Source organism: Actinoplanes teichomyceticus ATCC 31121 (genome assembly GCF_003711105.1).
Lineage (GTDB): Bacteria > Actinomycetota > Actinomycetes > Mycobacteriales > Micromonosporaceae > Actinoplanes > Actinoplanes teichomyceticus.
Window position 1 is genome coordinate 3,705,208 of the sequence record NZ_CP023865.1, and the last position, 25,465, is coordinate 3,730,672.

The window sequence follows — 25,465 nt, forward strand, 5'->3', positions numbered from 1 at the left end:
GGCGATGAGCGAACCACAGCTGCTGATGCAGTACCCCATCACGCTGCCCGCCGACTACGACATGGAGATCATCCGGACCCGGGTACGCACGAGAGGCGGCGCGCTCGACGATCGCCGGGGTCTGCTGTGCAAGGCATACTGCATCCGTACGGCGGGTGTCGACGGATCGCCGGTCAACCAGTACGCGCCGTTCTACCTGTGGGCCGACAGCGGCGCCGCGGCCGATTTCCTCTGGGGTGGTCAGGGCTTCGACGGCATCGTCCGCGACTTCGGCCGCCCGCGCGTCCGGACCTGGGTGCCGGCCGCGTTCGGGGTGGGCGGATGCGGCCGGGCCGAGGTCACCCACGCGATGGTGCGCACGTGGGCCATCGACCAGGACGCCGATCTGCGTACCGTGGCGGACGCCCTCGGCGCACGGGTCCGTGACCGCGCCCGGCATCCGCGAACCCACCTGGCTGCCGGCGGGATCGACCCGGCGACCTGGCAGGCCGTCGAGGTCACGACCGTCGCCGGACTCGACGACGGGACGGTGCCGCCGGACGCCACACTGTTCACGGTGTTGCACGTGAGCGAACCGGACCGCAACTCAGCGACCTGAATGCCTGGCCCGGGCCGCGGATCCGCTCCCCGGCGGGACTTCGGCGACGATGCTGACCGCTGACCATCGCCGCGATCACCGAACGGCGGTGGCCGACGTCGACACCGGGCCCGGCGGCCGGGACCGCCCTCAGGTTCAGCGTCAAGCCTGCTCGTTGCGCAGCGGTAGCCGGACGACCGCGGTGGTGCCGGTCGGCTCGTGGCCGGTGATGGTGATGGCCCCGCCGTGCATCTCGACGATGGTGCGCGCCCGGGTCAGTCCGAGTCCGCTGCCGGGAACGCCTTGATGGCGGACGTTACTGGCCCGGTAGAAGCGGGCGAAGAGCTGATCGATCTCGTCGCCGGGCACGCCGATGCCGGTATCCGTGACGCGCAGTTCCGCGGTCGTGCCGTGGGACCGTAGGTGTACCCGCACGTCGCCGCCGTCCCGGCTGTATTTGATCGCGTTCGAGAGCAGGTCGTCGACGACCTCCCGCAGCCGTGCCGGATCGCCGGTCATGCCGAGCCGCTCCGGCAGGTCGGTGCTCAGCCGCACGCCGTTGCCGGCGGCGGTCGGTCCGGCGGCGTTCGCCGCGTCGGTGACGAGAGCGGCCAGGTCGACGTCCCGGACGGTGAGGCCGATGTGACCGGCCTCCAGCCCGGCGAGATCCAGCAGGGTCTCGACGATGCCTCGCAGGGCCGCGGTGTTGCGCTCGATGGACCGCACCATCTGCCGGCTGTCCTCGTCCAGGCCGGCCGCCTCCTCGCCCAGGAGGGTGGCGTTGGCCGCGATCGAGGTCAGTGGCGTACGCATCTCGTGGCCGATCAGCGCGAGAAAGTCGTCCCGTGCGCGCTCCAGCTGGCGGGACAGCTCCGTGGCCCGGCACATCGCGACGAAGACCCCGAACTGTGCGGCGACGCCGTCCAGCAGCACCGTGAGGACGTCCTGGTGCGGTTCGACGACGGTGGAGTAACAGCTGAGCACGCCGAGCATGGTGTTGCCGTTACGCACCGGCACGGACAGCACGGTGCGGATGCCCAGCCGCACGCTGAGTTCGGTGCGGGCGCGGCTGTCCGGGGCGTACAGCCAGTCGGCGTCGGCGAGGTTGGCCACCCACAGCGGCTGGCCGGTGGCCCAGACCCGGCCGGTGACGCCGACACCTTTCACCGGGATGTAGTCCGCAAGTTCCTCGGAGCCCGGCGCACTCCAGCGGCCGACGGAGTCCAGGTGCTCGCCGGTCTGGTCGATCACCCACAGCTCCGCGTACGGCCAGCCCAGCGTGATGGCCACCGCCCGCAGGACACCGGGCGCCGCCGCCGGCGGCTCGTTCGCCGCCGCGATGGCCTCGGCCACGGCGAGATGGCAGGTGCGGAACCGTTCCACCCGGCGCAGCGCGGTGATCTCCCGGCCGACCGCCACGGCGCCCAGCATGCGGCCACCGGAGCCGGTGATCGGTTGAGCGATGGTCGAGAACGTCCGCGGCCGGTGCCCGGGCCGCTCCACCACCACATCGGTCGCCGGCACGGTCTCGCCGTGCAGGGCGCGCATCAGCGGCGTTCGTTCCCAGCTTATCGGCGTCCCGTCGGGGTGCAGCAGGGAGCCGGTCACCATCCGCGGCCAGTCGATCGGCACCTCGCCGACCGGCGGCAGCCCCTGCGCCTCCCGCAGCACGCGGTTGACCACCACCAGCCGGCCCTCGTTGTCGCAGGCGATCACCCCGACGGTCAGGCTTTCCAGCAGGGCCGCCAGGAAGCTGCCGTTGCGGTCGGCGGCCTCCTCGGCGGCGGCCTGCCCGGTCAGGTCGGTGAGGAACACGCACGCCCTCGGCCCGTCGGCGGAGCCGACCACCGACAGCGACGCCTGGGCCGTCAGCCGCCGGCCGTTGCGGTGCCGGACACTCACCCGCCGGGACACCTCGCGGCGCGGCGAGGTGGAGAACAGCCGGGTCAGGGCCACGCCGATCGGACGTCCGTCGTAGTCGGGCAGCACGCTCTCGTCCAGGTGCCGGCCGCACACCTCGTCGGCGGTGTAGCCGAGCATCTCCTCGGCGGCGCGGTTCCAGCTCACCACCACACCGTCGCGGTCCACCGCGAGGAACGCCTCCTGCGTGCTGTCCAGCAGGGACGCGCTGTCCATCCCGCCGGCGGGCACCGGCCCGGGAAGCGCACCAGGCCGCAGCAACCCGGCGATCTCCGCCAGCAGGGCGGCCTGCTCGTCGGACCACTGCCGGGCCTCGGTGTCGAGCACCGTGAGCGACCCCACCGGCTGGCCGGCGCCGTCGCGCAACGGCACGCCCAGGAACGCCCGTACGCCGTACTGCGTGGCCAGCAGATGCTCCCGCAGGCCCGGCTCCCGGAACATGTCCCCGGAGTCGACCGGGCGGCCCGCGCTGACCACGTACTTGCACACGGAGTACGCCATCGGCGCATGCCCCTGCTCGTTCAACGCCGGCGGCGGGTGGTGCACACCGACGAAGTACTCCTCCTCGTCGCCGATCAGGGTGACCATTCCCATCGGCGCCTCGGTCAGCCGCGCCGCGAGCGCTGCCACCGCGTTCAGCGCGACCGGCAGCAGGGCCAGCGCCCGGCGAGCAGTGTCCACCGCCGCGAGCCGCACCGGATCGCGCAGCAGTGCGTCGTCAACCACGATCATGGACACGACCGATATCCGGGGTACACGCCGCGGCCACCGCCTTCGCGCGGCGGTCGCGCCGCGGCCCGGGTAGCGCCCTCGGGATCCGGCCCGGCGAGGTAGACCCGTCCCGGCCGCAGCGCCTGGCCGTCGACCGCCACCGCGGCCGGCAGCGGCCCGGCGCGGTCGAACTGCGCGGCGTCCCGCTCCCCGGCCGCGGTGATCGTCACCAGCAGCGCGGTGCGCAGGTCCGGGGGCAGGCCCGCGAGCAGGGTGGTGGCGGCCTCCAGAGCGCCGAGCGAGCCTCCGATCGCCACCAGATCTCGATTCGCCATGAAGCACTCGCCCCTCGTCCCGCCGGAACCGGCGCGGAGCGTCTTCCCCGTCAGCGGGAAAATATTCCTGATTTGCCGGATTAGATGGCTTGTCGGTACGGTACCGGCGCGCGCCCAGCACGCCGTCGGCCCCGAGACCGCGTCGAGGGCGCCGGCAGCTACGGCGCCGGGCTGTCTCGATACCTGCTCGACGAGGGCATCTCGGTGGTGGAAGTGGTGCGGCCGAATCGGCAGACCCCAGCCGTCGCGGTAAGACCGACGCGATCGACGCCGCGGCCGCTGCGCGGTCGGTGCTGGTCACGCTCGCAGGTGCGGCGCGACCGGCTGCGCACCCCTGCCGCTGCCACAGCTCGTCGGCGCCGCGGCGCGGTACCGATGTACGCGTGTAGGGGCGCTCACGCGTCGGCCCCATCGGCGGCCGCCGGGGTCGGTCGTCAGGATGGCCGGCTCGCCGGCCGGGCCGGCCGGTGGTCGTAGCGGGCCGCTGTCGCTTCGTCCTGTTGCCGCTGTCGCTCCGTCCTGTTGCCGCTGTCGCTTCGTCCTGTTGCCGCTATCGCTTCGTCCTGCTGCTGCTATCGCTTCGTGCTGTCGCGGGTGAGCGAGCCGCACACCGCGTCACGTTCGGCGCGGCCGTAAGCTCGGACGACCCGTCGCCGGGCGATCAGCGCAGCCGGCACGACGATCACCGGGGCAGCCGCCGAGACGGCGATCGCCGCTGTGGCCAGCGTCGTCCAGTCCGCGTTCGGTCCGCCGCCGTACAGGCCGACGGCGAGTTCCTCGGCCAGCGGATGCAGCCACAGCATGCCGATCGGGTAGAGCAGCACCAGCAGTGCCCAAGCGCCACGGAGGTCGTTGCGCGCTGCCGGCCCCATGCCGGCGAGCAACGTCACCAGCAGAAGCGCCGTCCCGGCGCCGGGAAGGACCTGCCCGGCGGGCCAGCCGTAGGACACGGACAAGGCTTCGCCGCTGTCATGGGCGAAGGTCGCCGCCACGGGGAGCGCTGCGGCGGCGCCGGCGAGGGGCAGCAGTCGTAGCCACACGGGCAGCCGGGCCGGAACGCCGAGCGCCACCAATCCGAGGCTGGCCTGGGCGAGCAGTACGAACAGCGGAGGCCGGGACCGGCCGACGACGGCGGCAAGCGGTCCGACGGCAAGGGTGAGGACGAGGGCGGAACCGATCGCCAGGCGCGTCCACCGGCCGGGTGCCACCACGTGCACCACCGCAGCGAGCAGCCAGGCCGCCCACACGCCGACGCCGAGTGAGGCGGACATGCCGTGCTGCTCGAAGCCGAACCACGGCGTCGTCCACGGGTTGAGCTCCAACACGGTCCAGCCGCCGGCGAGAGCCGTGGCGGTCAACAGCGCCAGCGGCGCGGCCAGCCGCAGTCCCGGGCCGATACCGGTCGCGCCGACCTCGCGTAGCCGCTGGCGTAACCCGCCGCCGGCCAGGTCGGTCACATCGGCGGCCGAAGGCCACCGCTGGTCCGGCGAGGAGAGGGCGAGGTACGTACCGACGATCTCGGTGCCGCGCTCGTTGCGGTAGCCGGCCGGATAGAAGATCCGGACCAATCGCAGATAGCGGCGTTCCAGGTCGCTCATGCGGGCCCTCCGCTGAGCCGGGGTGTGCCCCGACGGGTACGGGCGTTCAGTCGCGCGGTCGCGGCCTCGACGTTGCGGCGCATCCGCTCGGTCTCGTCGGCGAGCAGATCACCACCGTGCTCGGTGAGCCGGTAGTAGCGGCGCAGCCGGCTGTCCACCACCTCCTCCCGCTCGACGGTGACCAGGCCGGCGTCGAGCAATCGGTCGAGGGCGCCGTAGAGCGTGCCGGGGCGCAGCGAGACGCGGCCGCCGGAAAGCCGGGCCACCTCGGTGATCAGCGCGTAGCCGTGCAGAGGCTCGGCCGCCAGGGCGGTGAGGATGAGGAAGGTGGGCTCGCGTACCGGTGTCTCCACCCCGGCAATGTATCGGGTCCGAAGATATAACGGTAGGTGTGCGGAGGGTTGAGGGAAGCGGCCGGTGTAGAACCGGTACGCCTTACGGCTGGCAGCGGTGGCGCTGCCGGCGCCGAGGCCGTCAGCAGCCCGTGGTGGACCTCGGGCAGGGGCGGTGACGTGCACGAGCCCGGCCGCCGCGAACGGTGCGGACGCGGCGCGCAGAACCGCACGTTGCGTCCACACCCAGGCGGGCGACGCCGACGAGGTGGCCGGCGACCTGGGCGGCGGCCGCCACCCGCACCGCACGACGGCGGCGGGATGCTCGGGGCGCGCGGGCATCAGGCCGACGATCGCGGTCCGCGATCGCATCGTAGCCGGCCCGGCGCTCACCAGGGCACGGGCTTGTTAGACCAATGCACGGATCTGCCGATGTGCGGATGCTGTCATCCGCCTGGAACGACGCGGGATCGGGCCGCCCGCGTTGTGGCCGTGACAGCTCGGGTAGCGACCGGGGCGGCGAGCGAGTCCGGCCCGGAGCCGGAAGCCGTAGGGTGTCGGCATGGTTGATCGATCCCTGACCTTGATGGCGGTGCACGCCCATCCCGACGACGAAGCTTCGAGCACCGGCGGGGTCCTCGCCCGCTGTGCCGCGGAGGGGATCACGACAGTGCTCGTGACGTGCACCGACGGGCGTTGCGGGGACGGGCCGGGCGGGGTCAAGCCGGGTGCGCCGGGGCACGATCCGGTGGCGGTGGCCGCGATGCGTCGCGAGGAGCTCGAGGTGAGCTGCGCCGCGCTCAAGGTCACGCACCTCGAACTGCTCGGCTACGCCGACTCCGGGATGATGGGGTGGCCGAGCAACGACGCGCCCGGCTCGTTCTGGAGCGTGCCGGTCGCCGCGGCGGCAGACCGGCTCGCCGTCCTCATCCGGCGGTACCAGCCCGACGTCGTCGTCACCTACGACGAGAACGGCTTCTACGGCCATCCCGACCACATCCAGGCGCACCGCGTCACCATGGCCGCGGTCGCGCTGACCGGCGTGCCGGCCAAGGTGTACTGGACGACCGCGCCGCACTCGGGGATGGCCGCGCTCGGCGAGGCGCTGCGCGAGCTGGGGGTCGACTGGGCGGAGGCCGAGATGACCGAGGACGCCCCACCCCCGCAGATCGGCTTGCCGGATGCGGAGATCACCACCTGGGTGGACACCCGGGCGTTCGGCGCCCAGAAGTACGACGCACTCGCGGCGCACGCCAGCCAGAGCGAGAACATCGAGTTCCTGCGCATGGGCAAGGAGCGCTTCACCGACCTGATGGGGGTCGAGACGTTCCTGCGCGTGCGGGACACCACCGGCGCGCCGCTACCCGAGGACGATCTGTTCGCTGGACTGCGCTGAGCGGTCCGACCGCCGGGCGGACACCAACACGCCCGCCATCCTCATCTGCCGTCAGTAGCTCCGCTTACTGCGTCACAAGGCGCCGGCGCGGGCGGAACGCGATCAACGCGACGAGCAACAGCGTCACCGGCAGACCGAGGAGCCACAGGGCGGTCCCGCGGTCGATCCACCCCGCCGTGCGAGCGATGTCCACCAGCGCCCCGGTCAACACGGCGCCGCCGAACGTGAGGCAGAACGAGATCGCCTCCCGCTGCGTACGCCAATCCGACCTGGAGCCTTTCATCACGATAGGCGTGTCGGTCACCAGCGCCCATACGCCGCCGCCGATGAGGAACGCGGCCAACGCCAGTGCCACAACATTCATGATCACGTCAGCGAGCCTAACCGTGGCCGCAATTGATGCGGACCGGGTGTTCAGGGGAAAGGCCGCAGCCCTTCGTCCGTGATGCGCCACGCCGACGAGCCGGACCTGGCCGGTCCCCGCCGGTGGCTTCCGCCTGGCGGGGACTCCGGCCGCCGTCCCGCCGCCGGACGACCCGCGCCGGCCGTGATCGGCTTCGTTCGGGCCGGCGGCGACCGGCTTCGTCAGCCGCTGGTACAGGGGGAGCCGTTCAGCCCGTACGTGCTCGGCGCTCCGGCGTTGCCCGTGTGTGTGGCCTGGAAGCCCAGGCTGACCGACCCGCCCGGCGGCAGGCTGGCGTTGTAGCCGACGTTCGTCGCCGTGACCCGTCCCGACGTGGGCGCATAGGTGGCGTTCCAGCCGTTGGTGATGGTCTGGCCGCTGGGCAGGGTGAAGGCGAGCGTCCAGCCGGTGAGGGGCGAGCTGCCGGTGTTGGTGACCGTGATGTCGGCGGTCAGGCCGTTGTTCCAGGCGTTGACCGTGCTGGTGACACGGCACGCGGCGCCACCGGGTGCCGGGCCGCTGGACGCGGACGCTGAAGGGGAGGACGGCGAGGGGGACGCCGGGTCCGAGGGCGTGGTACCGCCGCCGAACTGGCTGAAGAACTGCCACACCTCGCCGGAGACCCACGACGACGACGCGTTGCGGTCGACCGGAAGCGGCACGTGGTCGCCGTCGAAGGCGGCCCACTGGACGGGATATCCCGCCCGGCATCCCGGGTAGGCGGTGGTGATGTGGGTTCCGCTGCCCGACGCCGGCTCCGGTGGATTGTGGGCCGTGCAGCCGTTGAGGCGCACGAAGGTGTCCCGGATCGAGCGACCCATCGAGACGTTCAGGACGCTGTCACGGATCCCGTGGATGCCGAAGTAGGCCACCGGCTGGGACGCCGGGGAGCAGCCGCTGAGGTTCGCGCCGGCGATCGGTGCGACCGCCCGGAACACGGTCGGCCGGGCGCACGCCAGGGCGTAGCTCATCGCGCCGCCGTAGCTGAAGCCCAGCGCGAATCGTCGGGAGGTGTCGACGCACAAATCGTTCTCGACCACCCGGAGGATGTCGTCGATCAGGGTGACGTCGCGGCCGCCGGTGTTGGCCCAGCCCGCATCGAGGCCCTGAGGCGCGATGAAGATGGCGCTGTTGCCGGATCGTTGCTGCAGACCGTAGAAGCCGTTGCCGACCACATCGTTGGCGCTGCCGTTGAGCCAGTGCAGTCCCACGACCAGCCGATGGGCCTGGGTGTTGGTGTAGGTGCTCGGCAGCCGCAGGATGTAGGTGCGGGCCTGGCCGCCGCTCTGGATCGTGTAGGTCCCGTCGCGCAGGGTCGGGGTCTTCCCGCATCCTGCGGTCGCTGCCGCCGAGCTGTTCACCTCGGCCGACGCCGAGCCGTCGGGCAAGATCATCATGCCCGCCGCGGCCAGCAGCGCCGCGGCGAAGGTCCCGGTCAGGACCCGTAGAGTCCGCGTCTCTCGTTCTGTCATGGTCGGTCTCCTCGATGCCGGTAGGGGAGGTCGATCGTTGGCGCCGGCCCCCGGGGTCTGCCCACGCCTGCTGTCCGGCCGCCGTGACATCCTCCGGCGGTCACCTCTGGATCAGTACGCGAGGTAGCCGCGCAATGACGATGCGGGCCGGCACGTCACCGCCCAGCCGTATTTCTCGTGCGCCTGCACCCGGGGCGCTCCCGGGCGCGCACCGGGGTGTGCGCCCGGGAACCGTCGTCCGGTCCGGCCGATCGCGGGTGAGCGCCGCCGCTGCTAACCCACCGCGCAGGCCGTGCCGTTGAACGTGAACGACGTGGGCTTCGCGGTGTTGCCGACATGGGTTGCCTGGAAGCCGATGGAGATCGAGCTGTTGGGGGCGATGACCGCGGTGTAGTCGACGTTGCGTGCCGTCACCTGTCCGGACTGCGGGGAGTAGGTGGCGCCCCACCCGGACGTGATGGTCTGCCCAGCCGGCAGGGTGAAGACCAGGGACCAGCCGTTGATGCTCCCGGCGCCGCTGTTGGTGATCGTGATCGTCGAGGTGAGGCCGTTGTTCCAGGCGTTGACGGTGTCGGTGACCCGGCACGCCCCGGTGACCGGAGGCGACGACGGCGGGGTCGACGGCGCGGTGGTGAGCCCGAAGAAGGCGATGGCCGCGGCGGCCATGCCGCTGGAGGGCAGGGTGTGCCCGGCGCCCTGGACGCTGTACGCCTCGACCTGGACGGTGCCCGCGGCGTCGGCGTAGCGGCGGCGGTTCCAGCCGGCCTGCGGGGTGTCGCTGGAGGTGGGCGTCTGGCCGAGTCCGAACACGTTGGTCCACTGCTCGATGGACTCCTGGAGCAGCTGGTACGGCACCAGCGTGTCGGCGGTGCCGTGCCAGAGCTGCACCCGCGGGCGTGGGCCGGCGTGGCCGGGGTTGACCCGGCGCACCGCGTCGCCCCACTGCTGCGGCGTGCGGTTCATCGAACCGCCGGTGCACCGGCTCGTGCCGGGCGGGTAGTCGGCGGCGCCGGCGAAGCAGTCGAACGGTACGCCCATGAAGGACGCTCCGGCCTTGAACAGGTCGGGGTAGAGCGCGAGCATGTGCTGGGTCATCATGCCGCCGGACGAGCTGCCGGTGGCGTACACCCGGTTCAGGTCGCCGCCGTACTGCCGCGCGGCGTAGGAGACCATCGACGCGATGGACACCGGGTCGCTGCCGCCGTCGCGTGTCTTCGCGGCCGTCGACCAGGTGTCGAAGCACCTGCCGAAACCGGCCTCCTGCATCGCGGACGGGTAGATCACGAGGAACCCGTACCGGTCGGCGAGCGAGGCGAACTCGCTGCTGGAGTGGAAGCCGGGACCGGAGCCGCCGCAGCCGTGCATGGCCACCACGATCGGCGGACTGGCCGGGCGGACGTCCGGCACGTAGAGGTGCATCCGCATGCCGCCGGGATTGCTGCCGAACGCGGTGACCTCGGTCAACGAGGCCGCGAACGCCGGCCGTGCCGCCGGGACCGCCAACCCGGCCATGACCAGCGCGCCGGCCACGGCCAGCAGCAACTTCCGTCTGATCCTCATGCTGGTGACTCCTCGGGGAAGAGGCGCGGGCGGCGCTCGCCGGCGCACACCGCTGTGCCCTGGCCGTTTCGCGTGACCCGGCGCCACAGGCGTCGAATGGCACTTAGCTTCCTCGGCGGTCACAAAACTGTCAATCGAAGGAAATCGATTACGCGCGTGGTGCGTCCCCATCGGCGTCTACAGTCGGGAGTCAATGCCACCAAGATCCTGCCGGAGCGCCGCCCCGTGACGAGCCCGTACGACATCGAGGAGATCTTTCCGGACGACGCCGCGGGCTCGGTGCGGCTACCGCGCCGGCAGGCCGGGACCTCGTCCCAGGAACTGACGGTGACGTTGCTGGCGGACTACACCCTGCGCACCAGAGCCTGGGTGCCGTCGGCCGCGGTCGTCGCCCTGCTCTCGGAGAGCGGCGTGAGCAGCACCGCGGCCCGGGCCGCCGTCAGCCGGCTGGCCCGCCGCGGGGTGCTTGAGAACCGCCGGCACGGGAGGCAGAGCTCCTACCGGCTGACCGCGGCCGCGGCCACGTTTCTCGCCGTCGGTGGAAGCGCCATCGTCTCGCCCGTCGACGGCGACCCGCCGTGGGACGAACATTGGACGCTGGTCGCCTTCTCGCTGCCACAGGCCCGCGGCGCGCAACGGCGGGGGCTGCGCGCGCAGCTACGGTGGATGGGCTTCGCGCCGCTGTACGACGGCCTGTGGGTTTCGCCGCGTGATCTCACCGACAAGGTCCGGGCACAACTGGCGCCCTTCGCCCCCGGCGCCATGACGGTGTTCCGTGCCCGGCATGTCGACCTCCCGGCCGCGGACGGGCGATCTCCGATCGACGCCTGGGACACCGCGGCGATCGCCGCGGAATATGAAGCGTTCGTCCGGCGCTGGAGCCCGACGCTGCTGCGGATGGAGGCCGGGGAGGTCGCCGGCGCGGAGGCGGTTCGCGTCCGCACCGACGTCATGGACACGTACCGGCGTCTACCCATCCTCGACCCGCAGCTGCCCGGCCCCCTGCTCCCGCCGGACTGGCCGCGCGGACCGGCCCGGAAGCTGTTCGTCGCCATCTATGACGGACTCGCGCGAACCGCCGAAGGTCATGTACGCGCCGTCGCCGCCCGCTTCGCCGTCGCGCCCCTGCCCGACATCCGTGCGCACACCGTGGCGGAGCTGGCGGCCGGTCTGCCGTAGGGCGGGTTCAGCCACCGTACCGGCTGCCCCTCGTCCGCTCGCTACTCATCGACGCTCCCGCCTCGCCCGCCGCTCCTGGCAGCTCGGCCACCGCCTTGCCCCAGCTCGACCGGGTGCGGGGCTCCGGTCAGCCAGCGACCGCCGCAGGGCGCAGGGAGCTGTAGACCGTCTCGCGGCTGATGCCGAACTCCCGGGCAAGGGCGGACCTCTTCTCGCCGGCGCCGGTCCGCTCGCGCAAACCGTGGTGTCGGGGTTACCTCGAAGCGACCGAGCGGAAAGCCGTGAACGGGCCGCTGGTGAAGGTGCGTCACGCGAGGTAGCTGCCCAGGGCATCGAGCAGGCCCCGGCTGCCCTTCTCGCGGTTCGGCCCGTCGGCCCAGAACTGGTCGAAGAAGACGCCATGCTCGACGTGCGTGAACCGGGTGCCCTCGTCGATCGGCTCGAACTCGAGCGACGCCACCGAGGTCGACATGTGGATCCCGTCGAGCCACATGTCGTACGTCGTGACGATGCGGACGTGTTCGACGATGTCGGTGTATGTGGCCTCGTAGCGGGAGAGCGGACCGTCGTGGAACTTGCCCTCGGCGACGTCGCGTCCGCCGACGCGGAAGTCGAACGCCCATTCGCCGGGCTCGATGGCGTCACCGGCGCCCCACCAGGCCCGCTTCTGCTGCTCCTCGGCGAACGCGTCCCAGACGCGCTGGAGGGGAATGGGGTAGTCGCGGGTCAGAGTGAACCCGGCGCGGGCGAGGCGGCGTTCGATCGTCATCGGTGGGTCCTATCGCGTGAAGGTGACGTGGATCGTGCCGCTCTCGGCCACTTCCGTTGTCACCTTGTGGGTGAGGTCGAGCCCGCGCAGGTCGTCCCACAGCCGGGTGCCCCGGCCGAGCAGGATAGGGGCGATCATGACGTGCAGGTGGTCTACCAGGCCGGCGCGCAGGAAGGCTCGGGCGGTGCTGACGCCGCCGCCGACGCGTACGTCCAGGCCGCCGGCGGCCTCGGTCGCCTCGGCGAGCACGTCCTCGACCGCGGTGTTGCGGAAGTGGAACGTCGTTCCGCCTTGCATCGGGATCGGCGGACGCGGTGCGGTGTGGGTGAGGACGTAGACCGGCGTTCCGAACGGCGGCCGGTCACCCCACCAGCCCTTCCAGTCGGGGTCGTCGGGGAACGCGTGCAGGCCGAACATGGCCGCGCCCATGATCTCGGCGCCGATGCCGTCGAAGTGCGCGGCGACGTAGGAGTCGTCGATGCCGGTGGTGCCGGTGCCGCTGGTGTCGCCGAGGACACGCTCGTGGAACGTGCGAGTCGCGGCGTAGGCCGCGGTGAGGCGTCCCCAGTCTTCTCCCATCGGATTGTCGGAGGTGCCGCCGGTCGTCGAGGCGTAGCCGTCCAGCGAGGCGAACAGGTCGATGCGAACGCGGGTCATGTCAGGTGCCCTTCGGTCTGGTCCGGGCCAGGTGGATGCCGAGCCGGTCGGCTTGGCGTTCTGCGGGGGTTCGTTGCTCGTCGAGCCACAGGTGTAGGACGTCGAAGGCGCCGGGCCGCAGGCTCACGGTGCGGACGCGTCCGTGCTTCTGCGAGGTGACCAGTCCCGCGTCCTCGAGGACGCGCAGGTGCTGCATGAGCGACGGCAAGGCCATCGAGAACGGCGCGGCGAGGTCGGACACGACGGCCGGGGATTTCGCCAGCCGTTCCACGACGGCCCTGCGCGTCGGATCCGCGAGTGCGCGGAGCACGGCGTCGATCTCGTCGTGATACTTAGGCACAGGCCTAACTATTGTCGACGGGCAGCATCTGGTCAACCGGCTCACGCGATGAACCTGGTCGCGCCAACTGGGCCTCCAGCGGCAAGCTTCACGCCCGGATCCGCTACCGGAAGACCCTCGGCGCTCTGTGCAGAGGACTTCGGCCAGCCGTGCGGACGCCTTCGGACCTCGACATCAGGGGCCACCGGCCACGGGTCGGCGGCGGGCCGGAGAACGGATGCGGTCGCGCCGTTGAAGAGCACCCGGCCGCCGGGAGAACGTCGCGCCGCCGAAAAGCACTATCATGAGCAGGGCGATGAAAAAGTCGCCGACGATTGAGATCAAGTCGTGCGCGCTGATGGGGGCGTCACCGTGACCACAGCAGTGCCCGCAGACGACAGTGCTCCGGCGCAGTGGATCGCTGCGGCCGTCCGCGAGTTCCGATATGACGTCGGATCACTCGTGACATATGACTTCCCCGCGTATGCACGGGTATTTCATCCAGCCATCCGCATGGTGAAGGTCGACGGAGAGGAGGCGAAAGAGGAGGAGCTTTCGTGGAGCTATGTCTGTACGGTCACCGGCCGGACACCGCATGCCGCAATGCAGTGGGAGTCGATCGCCGGTTCCCTCGCTGGAGGGAATTCTCCGCTGTGGAGCACTGATCCCTGGCCGGGCTCACTGACCCGGAATCAGGTGACCAGGCTGGTGGCGATACTCGGGGCGCACACCGTGACCCCGCAGCGGTGCTATTTCGCCATGTGGACCGGTGCAGACCTGCGATCGAGCGACCGGGCGGCCCCGACAGTGCAGCTCGGGATCCGGGAGATGGTGTTACTGTCCGGGCCGATAGAGGCGTCCACAGCCTCGTCCGATCCGGATCACTTCCAGTCGCCGAGCCTGTGGTGGCCGGAGGACCACGCATGGTGCGTGGCCACCGACGTGGATCTCGACAGCACCTACGTCGGCGGCAGCCGGGAATGCGTCGAAGCGCTGACCACCGATGATCATATTGAGGCCATGCCGATCTCCGCGGGCGACAGCGTCACGCGGGACAGTGATCGCCTCAATGCCGCTGAGGGTCCGTGAGGCACCTCATCTCTTCACTGGTGACCATCCGTCGTGTGGCCGTGGCGGGGCGGGCCGAGGGAGGGCCTGTCGGCGGCGGGTGACATCACGTTCTTGCCGGATCTTCATGCAGGGTGAGCAGAGGTCCGGAAAGCCTCTCCGCTGGTCCGGCCCAAGGTCACGGTGCGGGATCCGGGTGTGAAGTCACCGAAGGACTGTTGCCAGGACTCACCGGGCCAGTAGTACGTCACACGGCCCTCGGCGGGCCGGTAGTGGGCTGTGTAGAGCGTTCTCGACCCCTGCTCGTCGACGGATTGGTATAGCGGCGGCTTCAGCATCGCCGCCACGTCCACGCCCGCGGCGCGGATGGCGTGCAGCCGCTCCTGCGTCCGCATGGTCCGTTCCTGCTCGTCGGTCACCGGCAGGTGCTGGTGATTGGCGGCGCAGGCATCCGGCGCCACCGTCGGTGACATATCCGGCCCCACGAACACCGTCACCGCCTTGGTGGAATCGACAAGGGTGAGGTTCTGGGGGACGGCGACCGGTAGAAATCGCAGCCTGTCGACCGCCTCATCGACGGTGTCGCACGTCTCCAGCAGGTAGCGCACCACGATGAGAATGGCGAAGCCGCGTCCGTAGACCGAACGTCCGCCCCAGGTGAGCGAGACCGCGAGACCGGCGTCGTTCATCCCGTCCAGCAAGCCCCACAGCATGTCCTGCATCCCGATCACGGGGCGCAGGAAGCGGGAGGAGACGATGGTCCCTTCGCACTGATCGGGCCGTAGGTCATAGTTGCGCAGCAGAGTGCCGTTCCTGCCGATCTGGGTGCACGCCTGGGAGAACGGCCGCAGTGCCGCGTGGGTGAGGAAGACGTCCGCCTCGGGCCGGTCGAGTCGGCCGGCCAGGCGGTCCAGAACCGGGACCAGTTCCGGCATGTGCGCACGGAACAGCGCCCGAACACGATCCGCGCCCTCCGGAGTCCGGCCCTCCTCGGTGAGCAGGCCCTCCATCTCCTGCCACAGGCCCCGGGCGTAGGCGGCCCACCGCCCGTCGCCGCCGTCGCCGACCTCGATCGCCTGAAAGGTCTTGTGCTCTTGCCGCACGGCTGCCACTCCCCTGTGAGAATCGGCCGAGGTGAGAGCAACCTAGCTAATTGCGGGGTGAATCACCAGGTGGCCATCGTCGGTGACGGCCAAGTGCTGGATCCGGTTGAAGTCGCTGAATGCGAGCGTGGCCGATACCAAGCCGGCGACAATGTCCCGATTCGGAGGAGCTGGCAGTCACGTAGGCGAGCGGCGGGAGCAATGGTAGATCCGTGTCGTTCGGTGACGTGTGATCAGGGTGCGACGGTCTTGTCGCGCTCGACCAAGAAGCCGTTCTCGAATCTGACCCCGGGGCGGACCAGGGCGACGAGGTGGGCGCCGGTGATCGCGCGCCGGCGTTCCTGGGCGGACTCAACCAATGTGAACACCAGGGCGAGGGCGGCGGCCGGGCTGCCGGCCGCGCGGGTGACCTTGGTGCGCAGCTCGACCGTGGAGGATGTGGACTCGATGGGGTTGGTGGTCCGCACATGTACCCGGTGCTCCGCCGGGAAGCCGTAGAAGGCGAGCAGCTCGTCCCGGTCCTCGGTGATCTTCGCGATGGCACCCGGCGATGGTGCGGCTCGGGGAGAGCGCCTGGGCCGAGTACGTACCGTTCCTCGCTTTTCGACGTCGAGATCCGCACCATCGTGTGCTCCACCAACGCGGTCGAGAGCGTGAACGCGCAGACACTGCACCACTACATCGATCAGGGTGGGGCGCGGCCTGGTAGAGGGTGCTGCGGGAGCGCCCGGCTTGATCAGGCGAGAGGAGTGGGGGCTTCGGGTATGTGCGCCGCGGCGATGGGGCTGCGGACGGTCCAGCCCAAGGTGCGGTACAGCTCGCGGCCGTCGTCGGTGGCGACCAGGACGCCACGGTGCATGCCGCGTCGGACGGCGTGGTGAGCGAGGGTGCGCATGACCGCGCTTGCCAGCCCGCGACGGCGGTGCGTGGGTGCGGTCTCGACCTGGTCGATGACACCGACCCGGCCTGCCGGGGCGAGCCTGCCGCGGGCTGCGGTCCGGCCGGCAGTGTCCAGGACCGATGCGACGATGACGTCGCCTTCGACTTCGAGTTGGGTGCTGTACGGCGCCGGCACCACCGGGTCGCCGCCGGTGAAGGGAACGGTCATCAGGTAGCCGGTGTCGCTCATCGCCCAGCGGGCAGGCAGTACCCGGTGCAGGTCGCTCGGGTTCGTCGCGGCCTTGATCCAGGTGCCTGGTTCGGTGTGCCGACGGCCCAGTTCGGTCACCGTCGCGTCGTCGTAGGCGGCCAGGACGTAGCGGACGCGGTGGCCCGGTAGCCCGACCTGGATGCGCCATCCGCCGGGCAGGCTCGTCGGGCTCGGCACGGCTCGGGAGACAGCCCAGCCGTGCACCCACGACGCGACAAGGCTGGCTACGTCGCTGACCGTCGGCTCCTGCGTGCTGCGGCTACCGCCAGGTTGCATGGTGTCGTGCTCATCTCTGTTCGGGGGTGGCTGACCAGCAGGCCACCCGCAGATCGGTGACCGGGGGACCGGTCGGCCATACGGGATCGCTGGCAGTCGCCGGATGAGCGACCGGCGGGATCAGGCTGCGGGAGCGCCGGGTGGCGGTTGCATGGCGGTAGCCGCCATGTGCAGGCTCAGCTCGCGTACCAGCTCGTCCATGCTCTGTCCGATCCGGGCCCGTACCAGCGACAGGGCCGGCTCGGCGAGCAGGCAGAAGCCGCGGACCCGGGCCGGGTCGTCGGGGAACCCGGCGAGCAGGGCCTCGGCGCCGGCGAGATCGCCGCGGGGCTTGGCCGCGATGACGCGGCGGCCTGCCGGGCACGGTCGAACAGCGCAGCGGCGTCCGGATGGCCAGTCATCGCACGCCGGGCCGGCCGCCCGGGCGGCGTCGGACCGTTTGATGACGTCGGCCCAGTTCACCCGGTTCCACGGCCGGTCCACGTAGTCGGCGCGCACGTTCTTGTACGGCAGATAGTCAGGCGCCCCAGCCGGACCCCCGCACGCCCTTGGTCGCCGTCGACAGCTGCGCGGCGAACGCGTCGAAGGAGCCGAAGTGCTCGGCGATCGCCGCAGCGAGCTCGCCGCCGGGACGGTCGCCGCCGTCCGGGGACAGGTTGTTCCACAAGATCGTGCAGGGACGTGCCCGGACAGGTTGAACGCCAGCGCCTTCTCCCGCCGCTCCAGGATCTCACCCGACATCGCCGGCTCCAGCGCGCCGTAGCCGTACGGCATGTCCGGCATCGGGTACGCGCCCATCTCGGTCCTCCACCTGATGCAGGTTACTAGCTATTGCCATGCTGTTGCATCAAGGCCTACCGAGATCCGCGCAGCCGTTCCACATGCTCGGAAGGGGAGCGAGACGACGAGCCAGGGTGAGCGCGTGCAAGATCTCAGAGCATCCATCCAGTTCACGATCAGGTTTGTTCCGGAATCAGGTCCACGAACCGGGCTCGTTGCCGGGTCCTTCGTCAGTGCGGGGCTGCGGGTCACCCGGCAAAGGAGTGGGCGGCGGCTCGCGGTGGTACCGGTGCGGCAGGTGACCGTCAGCGAGCGCGCCTCTCCCCACCGGATGTCGGTCACCGAGGTGGCCGCGACCCGGCCAGGCAGACGGGCCTCCGTCGGCATACGCCCCGTCGCCACCACCGATGACCAGAACGCCAGCCGAGAAAGGTTGGACCCGGGCTGATCGTGAACGTACCTTCCGAGCGACTCCGTCACAAGGACAACTGCGCGCGGCTGCAGCGGGTCAAGGCCAGCTTCGACCCGGGTGACATGTGCCGCCACGCCGTGTCCGTCCGCCCGTGACGAACGGCCGCCGGGATCATCCGCCGCTCCCGGCCGGGCCGCCGCACAGATCCGCTGCGGCGCCCATCGCGGCCTGCCACGCGCGGGCTGCCCGTCCGGCCGCCACTTCCGGCTCCTGCCAGCGGGGTAGTCACCAGAGCTTCGTCATGCTCGCCGAGGATGACCCGCCTGGTCTACCGCAGCATTCTCCCGTTCGGGAAGAAATGGCCAGACCTGGCTTCGGGCCTGTTCCCTGAAGAATGCAGGAAACCGGCATGTCAATAATTGTCCGCGAGCTGCACAGGTGAGAATTCTGCAGTGTCGCAGGGAGAGTCGGAAGGACGGAATGTCGGTTCGAGAGAGCGCTCTCGCACGAGGATCATCTTTCGTCCCGGCACGCTCCACTGTCAAGTGGAACCGGTTTGTTGCGCGGCCGTCCAGTCGCAATCGTGCAGCGTCTGAGCAGGTCAGAGGCGGTCCTTGGGCGCCTTTTGTGTCGTGCTTCACGCCCGCCGGTCGAAGCGCTATTGGAAACTGAAAATTCACTACTTCGACATCATGGGCAGAGTCGCTCAGTGGCGCCGACGTGGGCAATCCCACTCTCCTATAGCGTTTCGTCGATACCTCGCTAAGGTCTTCCCGGATGTGGACACCCGACTGCTCGGAAAACCGCGCAGATTTTTCCGAAAAGGGTGCCCTCAACGAGGGAGGGGCGCGATGAAGACGCGCAAGAAAATAGTGGTAACGACGCTCACCGTGGGTTTGCTTCTCGGCTTCGCAGGGCCGGTCCACGCGGCGCCACCGCCGGCCGGGCCGGGCGCTGCCGCAGCGCAGCCGGCCGACCGGTTGCCGCAGCATTGGACGATCACGGGAAGCCGCGAGCAGCCCACCTTGACCTGGCGGGCGCCGGCGATGGTGCCGATGGGCGACGCCACCGTCGAGTTCTACGCCGGCGACCGGCTGCTCGGTCAGCCCAGGCAGACCACGGACCTACGCACTTTCCACCTCGACATGCCCCCGCTGGAAGCCGCGGAGCTGTCCAAGCTCGAGGTCCGCGCCGCGGGACGTCGCATCGACGCCCCCGGCGTCGCGGGGCATTCGCCGGCACCTGCCTCAGCGGCTCTGCGGGCGGCCACGGCGGCCCCCGCCGCTGCGATCGACCCCGGCGTGCCCGGCCCGTATCGGACCATCACCGGTGAGTACGCACTCGACCCGGTGCCGCTGCCCGGCCTTGCCCGGCCGGTGGAAATGCAGGCTGTCGTGGTCGCACCAGCCGACACGCCGGTGGCGCGACCGCTGGCACTGTTCCTGCACGGCCGGCACTTCACCTGCTTCGCCGGGGCCGACCCGCAACGCATCAGCGGGGACTGGCCGTGCCCGCCCACGACCGATCCCGTCCCGAGTCACCGCGGCTATCTGCAAGCGCAGCAGCTGCTGGCATCGCAGGGCTACATCACCGTGTCGATCTCCGCCAACGGCATCAACGCCCAGGACCTGCTCGCCGACGGCGGCGCCCAGGCGCGTTCGTCGCTGGTACGCCTGCACCTGGCCCACTGGGCGCAGTGGGCCGGCGCGCAACGCTCTGCGGCCCCGGAGGCGGTACGGGCGGCCCCACCCGCCGACATGTCGAAGGTCCTGCTGGTGGGGCACTCACGCGGTGGCGAGGGCGTCAACCGGGCGGCCATGGACAGCCTCACCGTGCCGCCGGCAGCGCAGGACGGCTACCGCGGCGAGGTGGGCTGGACGATCCGCGGCATGGTGCTGGTGGGCCCGACGAACCGCGGGCACAACCCGGTCCCGGACGTACCGTCGGTGACGATCCTGCCGGGCTGCGACGGTGACGTAGCCGATCTGCAGGGGCAGATGTACGTCGACGGCACGCGCGGCGTCAGCCGCGGTGCCGCACTGCACGCCGCGCTGTACGTCGTGGGAGCCAACCACAACTTCTTCAACACCGAGTGGACTCCGGGTCAGGCCACCGCACCGGCCTTCGACGACTTCGTCAGCCCGGATCGCGGCGTCTGCACACCCGGCCTGGGTGCTGGCCGGCTGACCGCCACGCAGCAGCAGAACGTCGGCGCGACCTACCTCGCCGCGGCGGCCAGGCTCTTCATCGCCGGCGACGACGGCGTGCGCCCGTTGCTGGACGGCAGCGCGGTACGTGCCCCGTCGGCCGATCCGGCCCGGGTCCTCAGTCACGCCGTGGGCGCGGCTCGTGAACCGCTCCTGCTTCCGGCGTCGTCGACGAGGGTCACCGGCGCCCGGCTCTGTGCTCACGTGACCATGGACCTGACGGCGGCATGCCAGAATCGCGGACGCTACGTCAGCCTTTCGCCGCACTTCGCATCGTTCGCCCCCGGTACGGACCCCGACCGGTACTCGGTCATGATGAACTGGTCGACCGCCGGACAGGCCGTCACGGTGCAACCGGCGACCGCGACCTCGATCAAGGGCTCCACGTCCCTGGCGATGCGTCTCATCGTGCCGGAAAATTCTATCGGCACCAGCATGGACGTGGCGGTCACCGACACCGCCGGGCACCGCGCCCGCCTCGGCACGGTCAGCGTGGACGGTCTGCCCAGTTCCGCGTTCATGACTGCCCTGTGGGGCCAGGAGGTCCGGGTGCCGCTGACCGCGGCCCACGCTGCGGGCCTCGACCTGGACCACATCGCCACGCTGGAGCTCATCCCGCGTACCCCGACCGGCCAGGCCTTTCTGATCGACGCGTGGGGCTGGCGCGCCGGCACTCCCGCCGCCCCGCCGGTCAGTCTGCCCCGGGTCGACGTGGGCGACTTGAGCGTCGATGAGGGCGGCTCCGGGACCCGAACGGTCCACGTGCCGGTTCAGGTGTCCGGCCGTGGCACCGGGACGGTGCGATTGTTCCTGACCGACCCGGACTACAGGACCACCACGACGCTGGCGGACATCACACCGAACACCCGTGGCATCGAGGTACCGATCACGGTGACCGGCAACAACCGCTACGGCATGGACCGCCGGTACCTGCTGAACATCAAGACCCTCCACGGCGCGGTCATCGGCGACTACGACGGTGATCTCCTGATCCGTGACGACGACCCGATGCCCAACGTCACCGTGACACCGGCTGCGGCCCGGGTCGCCGAGGGCTCGCACCTGCGTTGGCAGATCACCCCCGACACGATCCCCGACCGCGCCATCTACGTCGGTCTGTCGGTACAGGCACCCACCACCGGTGCCGAGTTGTCCACCACCGATGTTGATCCCACCTGGCTGCGCGACCTGACCGGCCAGGACGCGTCGCCGTCTCGTGCGCTCTCCAGCCTCGATATGCGGTTCTTCCTCCACATCCCACCCGACACGGCGAGCGTCGAACTGACCCTGCCGACGATCAAGGACGAGCAGGTCGAATCGGAGGAGAAGGTTCAACTCCAGGCGACCGTGATGTCGTCTGACTTCACCACGGTGCTCACCGGCCCGGTAGCCACCGGTGCGGTGACTGACTGACGCACCATCAGCCGGGTGATCCGCGGCGCCGGCGACTGACCTCGCCGGCGCCGCGCCTGGACGGCCCCGCGGTGGGTGGCTTCAGCTCCGCGTTCTCACGCCGCAGCCGCGCAAACTCTTCGAGCTCCGCCGTCGTCGCGCTCGGGAGACGGTGTGACTCGATTCGTTGAAGGGGCGGCTCCGGCTGGCGGTGAGGCGGCCTTCGAAGGGTGGTGCCACCACGAAGTGCCTCGGTACCGAGGGTGTCGAGCGGAATCGCGCGTACCACGTGCGGCGATCCTCGGCGGCGCCTCGTGGTCGGATTTCACCTGCGTCGGGTGAGCCGACTTCATCTCGGGGCTCCATAGCGTCGACCGTGATGCACAACGTGATGCGACGAGGGAGATGACCGTGATGGCGGAACTGGCATTCATCGACAAGGTGGCCGAGCGGACCGGGGTACCCGAGGACACTGCGAGGCTGCTCACCGAGGGCACCCTGCTCACCCTCGCGGCCCGGATCAGCGGCGGCGAGGGAATGGATCTGGCCGAACACGTACCGGACGAGCTCCGGCCCTACCTGATCAAGCCGACCGAGCCGGCCGAGGCGTTTTCCTATGACGAGTTCATGCGCCGGGTCGCCGAACGCGCCGGAGTGGACCGCCCGACCGCCGAGCGGGGCGTGGCTGCAGTGCTCTCGGCTCTGCACGAGACGGTCGGGCACCAGGAGTTCACGGACGCGATCGCTCAGCTGCCGAGAGAGTTCGGACAGCTGGTGGCCGCGCCGGCGCGGCGCTGAACAGGCTCGTGCGGGGCAGTCGCCCGACGGTCGTCGCCCGACCTGCTCGCCCCGTCCCGGTGCGGCGCGCCCGTTGACCCCCTGGTTCGCCGGCAGGTAGCCAACGATTCCGGGAGTCGAGCGCCGAGCGTCGTCCGATGCGACGACCCGGCGCTTCCCGCTGTTCGCCTGCCGCCCGCGGATCGGATCCGCCTCTGACCCTGAGCACCATATCGCCGCGGACTGCGGACCGGACGATGAATGGGTAGTCCTGCCAATCGACAGGCCGGGGCCGGGTTGGTCGGATTGATGGCGTGCAGAAAGAACAACCACGGCGCGTGCGGGGACCCGCATGAGATCCACGGGATCCGTGCCGGCTCCCCGGCCTGCCGCTCCACGGCATCAGCCGCCGCACCACGTCCCACGGCCGCGGTTGCTCGCTCGTCTGGACGACCCGCGAGCACTCGTCACCGTAGTGTCGTCGCCGGCCGGCTGGGGCAAGTCCGCGCTGCTGGAGTCCTGGGCCGCCGGCCGGCCCGACCGGGCGGCGTGGGTCGCCGGCGGTGATCGGGACGGGTTCTGGCACCGGGTTCTGTCGGCGGTCGCCACCACCGGCGTGGATGCGCCGTTCGCCGACGTGACCGCAGCGACGGGTCCGCAGCGCCTGATCGAGGCATTGCAGAGGTCATCCGCCGCGCCCACGATCCTGGTCGACGACTGCAACGACACGGCCGAACCCGGCGAACTCGCCGGACTCGCCCAAGCCGCACGGAGCAGCGGCACCGCGACCCGGCTGATCCTGGCGTGCCGGGGGAGCCCGAACCTCCCGCTGCACCGATGGCGTGTGGAGGGCCGGCTCGCCGAGATCTCCCAGGCGGAGCTGGCCTTCACCGTCGACGAGACGGCCGACCTCCTCGCCGGGCATGAGCTGATTCTGCCGTGGTTGGCGATCGCCGAGCTGCACGCGCAGACCGAGGGCTGGCCGGCCGGTCTGCGGCTGACCGCTGTGGCGCTGCAACACCATGCGGACCCGGCGCAGATCCTCGCCGGATCGGCCGCGATCGATTCTGTCGCGGACTATCTCGCGGCCGAGGTGCTGGGCGGCCTGGAGCCCGGCGAGCGCTGGGCGCTGGCGGAGATTTCCGTCGCGGAGCGGCTGACGGCGGACTTCGTCAACGCGATGACCGGCCGGGTCGACGGCGCCGCCCTGCTCGCCGGCCTCGAGCATGGCGGCGCGTTCATCACCCGGTGCGCCGCAACCGAGGACACGTACCGCCTGCATCCGATGCTCGGCCGAACGCTGTATCGCGAACTCGGCCGCCACGACCGGAACCGGACGGCGCAGGCGCACCGCCGCGCCGCGGACTGGCACGCGGCTCAGGGACCGCCGGCCGACGTGCTCAGGCATCTACTGGCAGCCGGCGACGGGAAGTCGGCGATCCACGTCGCGGAGCGTCATTGGGCCGAGATAGTGGTCGGCGGCCGGTGCCTCGATCAGCCCGTCACAACGATCCCGGCCCCAGACGGCGAGCCTCCCCGGCATCTGTGGTTCGCGATGGCGGCGGAGCGCCTGGATGCGGGCGACATCATGGGAACGCGCCATCTTCTGCGACTGGCGTACGCCGACGAGAAGACCTACGCAGACGGCCAAGGCGCAGAATCGCTGCCGTTCGCGGCCCTGGAGCTGACGGCGGCGCGGCTGGAAGCGGACCTGGACGGCGGCTGCGCGCTCGCCTCCCAGGTGCTGGCGACGCCGGCATCAGGCGAGGGACCGGCCGCCGGCACCGCGGCAATGCTGCATCCGCTCGCGCTGCTCTCGCGCGGCGCCGCGGAGCTGCAACGCGGGGAGCTGCCGGCGGCGGAACGCGACCTGTGCGACGCACTGACGCTGGCGCGACGGCGCGACATGGAACGCGCCGCGATCAGCGCCGCCAGCCATCTCGCCGCCTGCCACGCCGCCCGCGGGCATCTGCGGCAGGCGGCACGGTGTGCCACGGAGACCCTCGACCGCGCCAACCGGCTCCGCCTGGTGCAGCTCGTGGACCTGGGCTGGAGCCGGCTGGCGCTGGCCGAGACGTATTTCGAATGGGACCGGCTCGACGACGCCGAGCGTTGCGCAGCCGCCGCCGTGGACGGTTCGCGCGGCGATCGATTGATCCAGCTGTGGGGCACTGTCCTGCAGGCGCGGATCCGGACCGCCACCGGCCGGCCAGGCGACGCGCACCGCATGGTGCGGGCAGTCGCGCGCGAGATGGTCACCGCTGATCTGCCGGCAGCGATCCGGTGCGCGCTGGCGCTGGTGGAGGGGGAACTCCGGCTCGCCTGTGGTGACCTCAACAGAGCGCACGAACTCGTACAGGCATGCCGGGACGTCGGCGCGTTGCCGGTTCCGGCGGCCGTACTCGAAGGGTCGGTTCTGCTCGCTGAGGGCCGGCCGGCCCGGGCAGCCACGGCCGTCGAGCCGTACGTGGCGGCGCACGACGAGCTCACCTCCCGGACTTACCGGGCCTGGGCGGGTCTGGTCAGTGCGCTGGCCGGCCAGCGCCTCGGCCATCCAGCCCAGACGACACGAGGCCTCGAAACCGCCCTGCAGATGGCGGAGGAGGAGGATCTCCGCCGGGGTTTCGCCGCCGGCGGCCACCGGCTGCGCGCACTCCTCGAGTCGGTGGCGCCGACGATGCCGGTGTTTTCGCAGGTGGCGGCGACGCTGACGGTGACGCTCGACGCGACGATGCGGGATTCCCCGCCATACGGGAGCCGGAACGGCCCGGACGCCGTCCCCGCCGGATCGGCCGTCCCCCCGCTCACCGACCGCGAGCTGACCGTGCTGCGTCATCTGCAGGGCAGCCTCTCGCACGCCGAGATCGCCGAGTTGCTCCACATCTCCGTGAACACCGTGAAGACGCACGTCAAGAACATCTACTCGAAGCTCGGCGCGACCCGGCGCAAGGACGCGATCCGGCGGGGTCACGAGCTCCGGTTTCTGTGACCGTACGCGGATCGCCGGTCTCATGAGCTCTCTCGGGGCCGCAGTGCGGTAGCGCGCCACGTCGGTCGGGTGCATCGTCATGG

The 25,465-nt window shown here is 70.8% G+C and carries 24 protein-coding genes and 1 pseudogene; 9 read left to right on the forward strand and 16 right to left on the reverse strand.

From position 1 onward, the window contains the following. Positions 1-4 precede the first annotated feature (4 nt). Positions 5-598, forward strand: a complete 594-nt coding sequence (locus tag ACTEI_RS16325; protein WP_203723835.1) for a DUF4865 family protein — start codon at positions 5-7, stop codon at positions 596-598. A 141-nt stretch (positions 599-739) separates the two neighbouring features. On the opposite strand, the gene ACTEI_RS16330 is transcribed toward ACTEI_RS16325, so the two are convergent. The 4 genes from ACTEI_RS16330 to ACTEI_RS16350 form a co-directional block, all read right to left on the reverse strand. Next, complete coding sequence (locus ACTEI_RS16330; RefSeq protein WP_164465987.1) at positions 740-3,223, reverse strand: ATP-binding protein; 2,484 nt, start codon at positions 3,221-3,223, stop codon at positions 740-742. Between the two features lie 2 nt (positions 3,224-3,225). Further along, complete coding sequence (locus tag ACTEI_RS16335) at positions 3,226-3,543, reverse strand: chemotaxis protein CheB (protein ID WP_122978450.1); 318 nt, start codon at positions 3,541-3,543, stop codon at positions 3,226-3,228. A 572-nt stretch (positions 3,544-4,115) separates the two neighbouring features. After that, positions 4,116-5,141 carry a hypothetical protein gene (locus tag ACTEI_RS16345; protein WP_122978451.1) on the reverse strand — a complete coding sequence of 342 codons (1,026 nt, stop codon included), beginning with the start codon at positions 5,139-5,141 and terminating at the stop codon, positions 4,116-4,118. After that, entirely contained in the window at positions 5,138-5,494 is a 357-nt protein-coding gene (locus ACTEI_RS16350) for a PadR family transcriptional regulator (protein ID WP_122978452.1), read from the reverse strand. The genes ACTEI_RS16345 and ACTEI_RS16350 overlap by 4 nt, the downstream gene beginning before the upstream one ends. A gap of 541 nt (positions 5,495-6,035) precedes the next feature. On the opposite strand from ACTEI_RS16350, the gene ACTEI_RS16355 reads away from it, so the two are divergent. Further along, positions 6,036-6,869, forward strand: coding sequence for a PIG-L family deacetylase (locus ACTEI_RS16355; RefSeq protein ID WP_122978453.1), 834 nt, complete (start codon positions 6,036-6,038; stop codon positions 6,867-6,869). 64 nt (positions 6,870-6,933) lie between these two features. Here ACTEI_RS16355 and ACTEI_RS16360 read toward each other — a convergent pair whose 3' ends face one another. The 3 genes from ACTEI_RS16360 to ACTEI_RS16370 form a co-directional block, all read right to left on the reverse strand. Continuing rightward, positions 6,934-7,239 (reverse strand): hypothetical protein, encoded by a 306-nt coding sequence (locus tag ACTEI_RS16360; RefSeq protein ID WP_122978454.1) that lies wholly within the window; start codon positions 7,237-7,239, stop codon positions 6,934-6,936. A 215-nt stretch (positions 7,240-7,454) separates the two neighbouring features. Beyond that, positions 7,455-8,744: a CE1 family esterase gene (locus ACTEI_RS16365; RefSeq protein ID WP_122978455.1), complete on the reverse strand. Its 1,290-nt coding sequence runs from the start codon at positions 8,742-8,744 to the stop codon at positions 7,455-7,457. Positions 8,745-9,017: 273 nt separating this feature from the next. Beyond that, a complete protein-coding gene (locus tag ACTEI_RS16370; RefSeq protein WP_164465988.1) occupies positions 9,018-10,304 on the reverse strand; it encodes an extracellular catalytic domain type 1 short-chain-length polyhydroxyalkanoate depolymerase in 1,287 nt (428 codons plus the stop codon). Positions 10,305-10,529: 225 nt separating this feature from the next. Here ACTEI_RS16370 and ACTEI_RS16375 point away from each other — a divergent pair, with 225 nt between their 5' ends. Next, positions 10,530-11,483 (forward strand): PaaX family transcriptional regulator, encoded by a 954-nt coding sequence (locus ACTEI_RS16375; RefSeq protein ID WP_122978456.1) that lies wholly within the window; start codon positions 10,530-10,532, stop codon positions 11,481-11,483. Positions 11,484-11,610: 127 nt separating this feature from the next. Here ACTEI_RS16375 and ACTEI_RS39170 read toward each other — a convergent pair whose 3' ends face one another. The 4 genes from ACTEI_RS39170 to ACTEI_RS16395 form a co-directional block, all read right to left on the reverse strand. After that, positions 11,611-11,721 (reverse strand): helix-turn-helix domain-containing protein, encoded by a 111-nt coding sequence (locus ACTEI_RS39170; protein WP_249040744.1) that lies wholly within the window; start codon positions 11,719-11,721, stop codon positions 11,611-11,613. Between the two features lie 69 nt (positions 11,722-11,790). Then, a complete protein-coding gene (locus ACTEI_RS16385; protein WP_122978457.1) occupies positions 11,791-12,252 on the reverse strand; it encodes an SRPBCC domain-containing protein in 462 nt (153 codons plus the stop codon). A 9-nt stretch (positions 12,253-12,261) separates the two neighbouring features. After that, the gene (locus tag ACTEI_RS16390; protein ID WP_122978458.1) at positions 12,262-12,909 is read right to left on the reverse strand and encodes a dihydrofolate reductase family protein; all 648 of its coding nucleotides are present in this window, start codon (positions 12,907-12,909) and stop codon (positions 12,262-12,264) included. A 1-nt stretch (position 12,910) separates the two neighbouring features. Further along, positions 12,911-13,249, reverse strand: coding sequence for an ArsR/SmtB family transcription factor (locus tag ACTEI_RS16395; RefSeq protein WP_122978459.1), 339 nt, complete (start codon positions 13,247-13,249; stop codon positions 12,911-12,913). 351 nt (positions 13,250-13,600) lie between these two features. Between ACTEI_RS16395 and ACTEI_RS37015 the strand changes: the two genes are divergently transcribed. Beyond that, on the forward strand, positions 13,601-14,317 hold the full coding sequence (locus ACTEI_RS37015) for a hypothetical protein (protein WP_164465989.1): 717 nt from the start codon (positions 13,601-13,603) through the stop codon (positions 14,315-14,317). A gap of 104 nt (positions 14,318-14,421) precedes the next feature. On the opposite strand, the gene ACTEI_RS16405 is transcribed toward ACTEI_RS37015, so the two are convergent. Together ACTEI_RS16405 and ACTEI_RS16410 are read right to left on the reverse strand one after the other, a co-directional pair. Further along, complete coding sequence (locus tag ACTEI_RS16405) at positions 14,422-15,399, reverse strand: C45 family autoproteolytic acyltransferase/hydrolase (RefSeq protein WP_122978461.1); 978 nt, start codon at positions 15,397-15,399, stop codon at positions 14,422-14,424. Positions 15,400-15,632: 233 nt separating this feature from the next. Next, positions 15,633-15,938, reverse strand: a complete 306-nt coding sequence (locus tag ACTEI_RS16410; protein ID WP_425321055.1) for a transposase — start codon at positions 15,936-15,938, stop codon at positions 15,633-15,635. A gap of 2 nt (positions 15,939-15,940) precedes the next feature. Between ACTEI_RS16410 and ACTEI_RS39340 the strand changes: the two are divergent. Then, positions 15,941-16,064, forward strand: a pseudogene (locus tag ACTEI_RS39340) (transposase); the annotation flags it as partial. Between the two features lie 71 nt (positions 16,065-16,135). Here the strand turns inward: ACTEI_RS39340 and ACTEI_RS16420 are convergent. The 3 genes from ACTEI_RS16420 to ACTEI_RS39350 form a co-directional block, all read right to left on the reverse strand. Beyond that, positions 16,136-16,627 (reverse strand): GNAT family N-acetyltransferase, encoded by a 492-nt coding sequence (locus ACTEI_RS16420; RefSeq protein WP_164465990.1) that lies wholly within the window; start codon positions 16,625-16,627, stop codon positions 16,136-16,138. A gap of 318 nt (positions 16,628-16,945) precedes the next feature. Further along, on the reverse strand, positions 16,946-17,323 hold the full coding sequence (locus tag ACTEI_RS39345) for a Fe-Mn family superoxide dismutase (protein ID WP_239082697.1): 378 nt from the start codon (positions 17,321-17,323) through the stop codon (positions 16,946-16,948). Between the two features lie 19 nt (positions 17,324-17,342). After that, positions 17,343-17,492, reverse strand: coding sequence for a Fe-Mn family superoxide dismutase (locus ACTEI_RS39350; RefSeq protein WP_239082698.1), 150 nt, complete (start codon positions 17,490-17,492; stop codon positions 17,343-17,345). A gap of 563 nt (positions 17,493-18,055) precedes the next feature. Between ACTEI_RS39350 and ACTEI_RS39355 the strand changes: the two genes are divergently transcribed. The 4 genes from ACTEI_RS39355 (at position 18,056) to ACTEI_RS37020 (ending at position 25,382) form a co-directional block, all read left to right on the forward strand. Then, positions 18,056-18,172: a BBE domain-containing protein gene (locus ACTEI_RS39355; protein WP_203723837.1), complete on the forward strand. Its 117-nt coding sequence runs from the start codon at positions 18,056-18,058 to the stop codon at positions 18,170-18,172. Between the two features lie 477 nt (positions 18,173-18,649). Next, positions 18,650-21,637 carry a hypothetical protein gene (locus tag ACTEI_RS16440; protein ID WP_145831121.1) on the forward strand — a complete coding sequence of 996 codons (2,988 nt, stop codon included), beginning with the start codon at positions 18,650-18,652 and terminating at the stop codon, positions 21,635-21,637. A 393-nt stretch (positions 21,638-22,030) separates the two neighbouring features. Then, complete coding sequence (locus tag ACTEI_RS16445) at positions 22,031-22,414, forward strand: DUF2267 domain-containing protein (RefSeq protein WP_122982193.1); 384 nt, start codon at positions 22,031-22,033, stop codon at positions 22,412-22,414. A gap of 412 nt (positions 22,415-22,826) precedes the next feature. After that, positions 22,827-25,382: a winged helix-turn-helix domain-containing protein gene (locus ACTEI_RS37020; RefSeq protein WP_164465991.1), complete on the forward strand. Its 2,556-nt coding sequence runs from the start codon at positions 22,827-22,829 to the stop codon at positions 25,380-25,382. Positions 25,383-25,465: the final 83 nt, after the last annotated feature.

Coding starts and splice junctions, on each gene's coding strand:
- ACTEI_RS16335 (WP_122978450.1), bottom strand. CDS start 3,543: ATGGCGAATCGAGATCTGGTGGCGATCGGAGGCTCGCTCGGCGCTCTG.
- ACTEI_RS16385 (WP_122978457.1), bottom strand. CDS start 12,252: ATGACGATCGAACGCCGCCTCGCCCGCGCCGGGTTCACTCTGACCCGC.
- ACTEI_RS16365 (WP_122978455.1), bottom strand. CDS start 8,744: ATGACAGAACGAGAGACGCGGACTCTACGGGTCCTGACCGGGACCTTC.
- ACTEI_RS16325 (WP_203723835.1), top strand. CDS start 5: ATGAGCGAACCACAGCTGCTGATGCAGTACCCCATCACGCTGCCCGCC.
- ACTEI_RS16345 (WP_122978451.1), bottom strand. CDS start 5,141: ATGAGCGACCTGGAACGCCGCTATCTGCGATTGGTCCGGATCTTCTAT.
- ACTEI_RS16355 (WP_122978453.1), top strand. CDS start 6,036: ATGGTTGATCGATCCCTGACCTTGATGGCGGTGCACGCCCATCCCGAC.
- ACTEI_RS16445 (WP_122982193.1), top strand. CDS start 22,031: ATGGCGGAACTGGCATTCATCGACAAGGTGGCCGAGCGGACCGGGGTA.
- ACTEI_RS16390 (WP_122978458.1), bottom strand. CDS start 12,909: ATGACCCGCGTTCGCATCGACCTGTTCGCCTCGCTGGACGGCTACGCC.
- ACTEI_RS16370 (WP_164465988.1), bottom strand. CDS start 10,304: ATGAGGATCAGACGGAAGTTGCTGCTGGCCGTGGCCGGCGCGCTGGTC.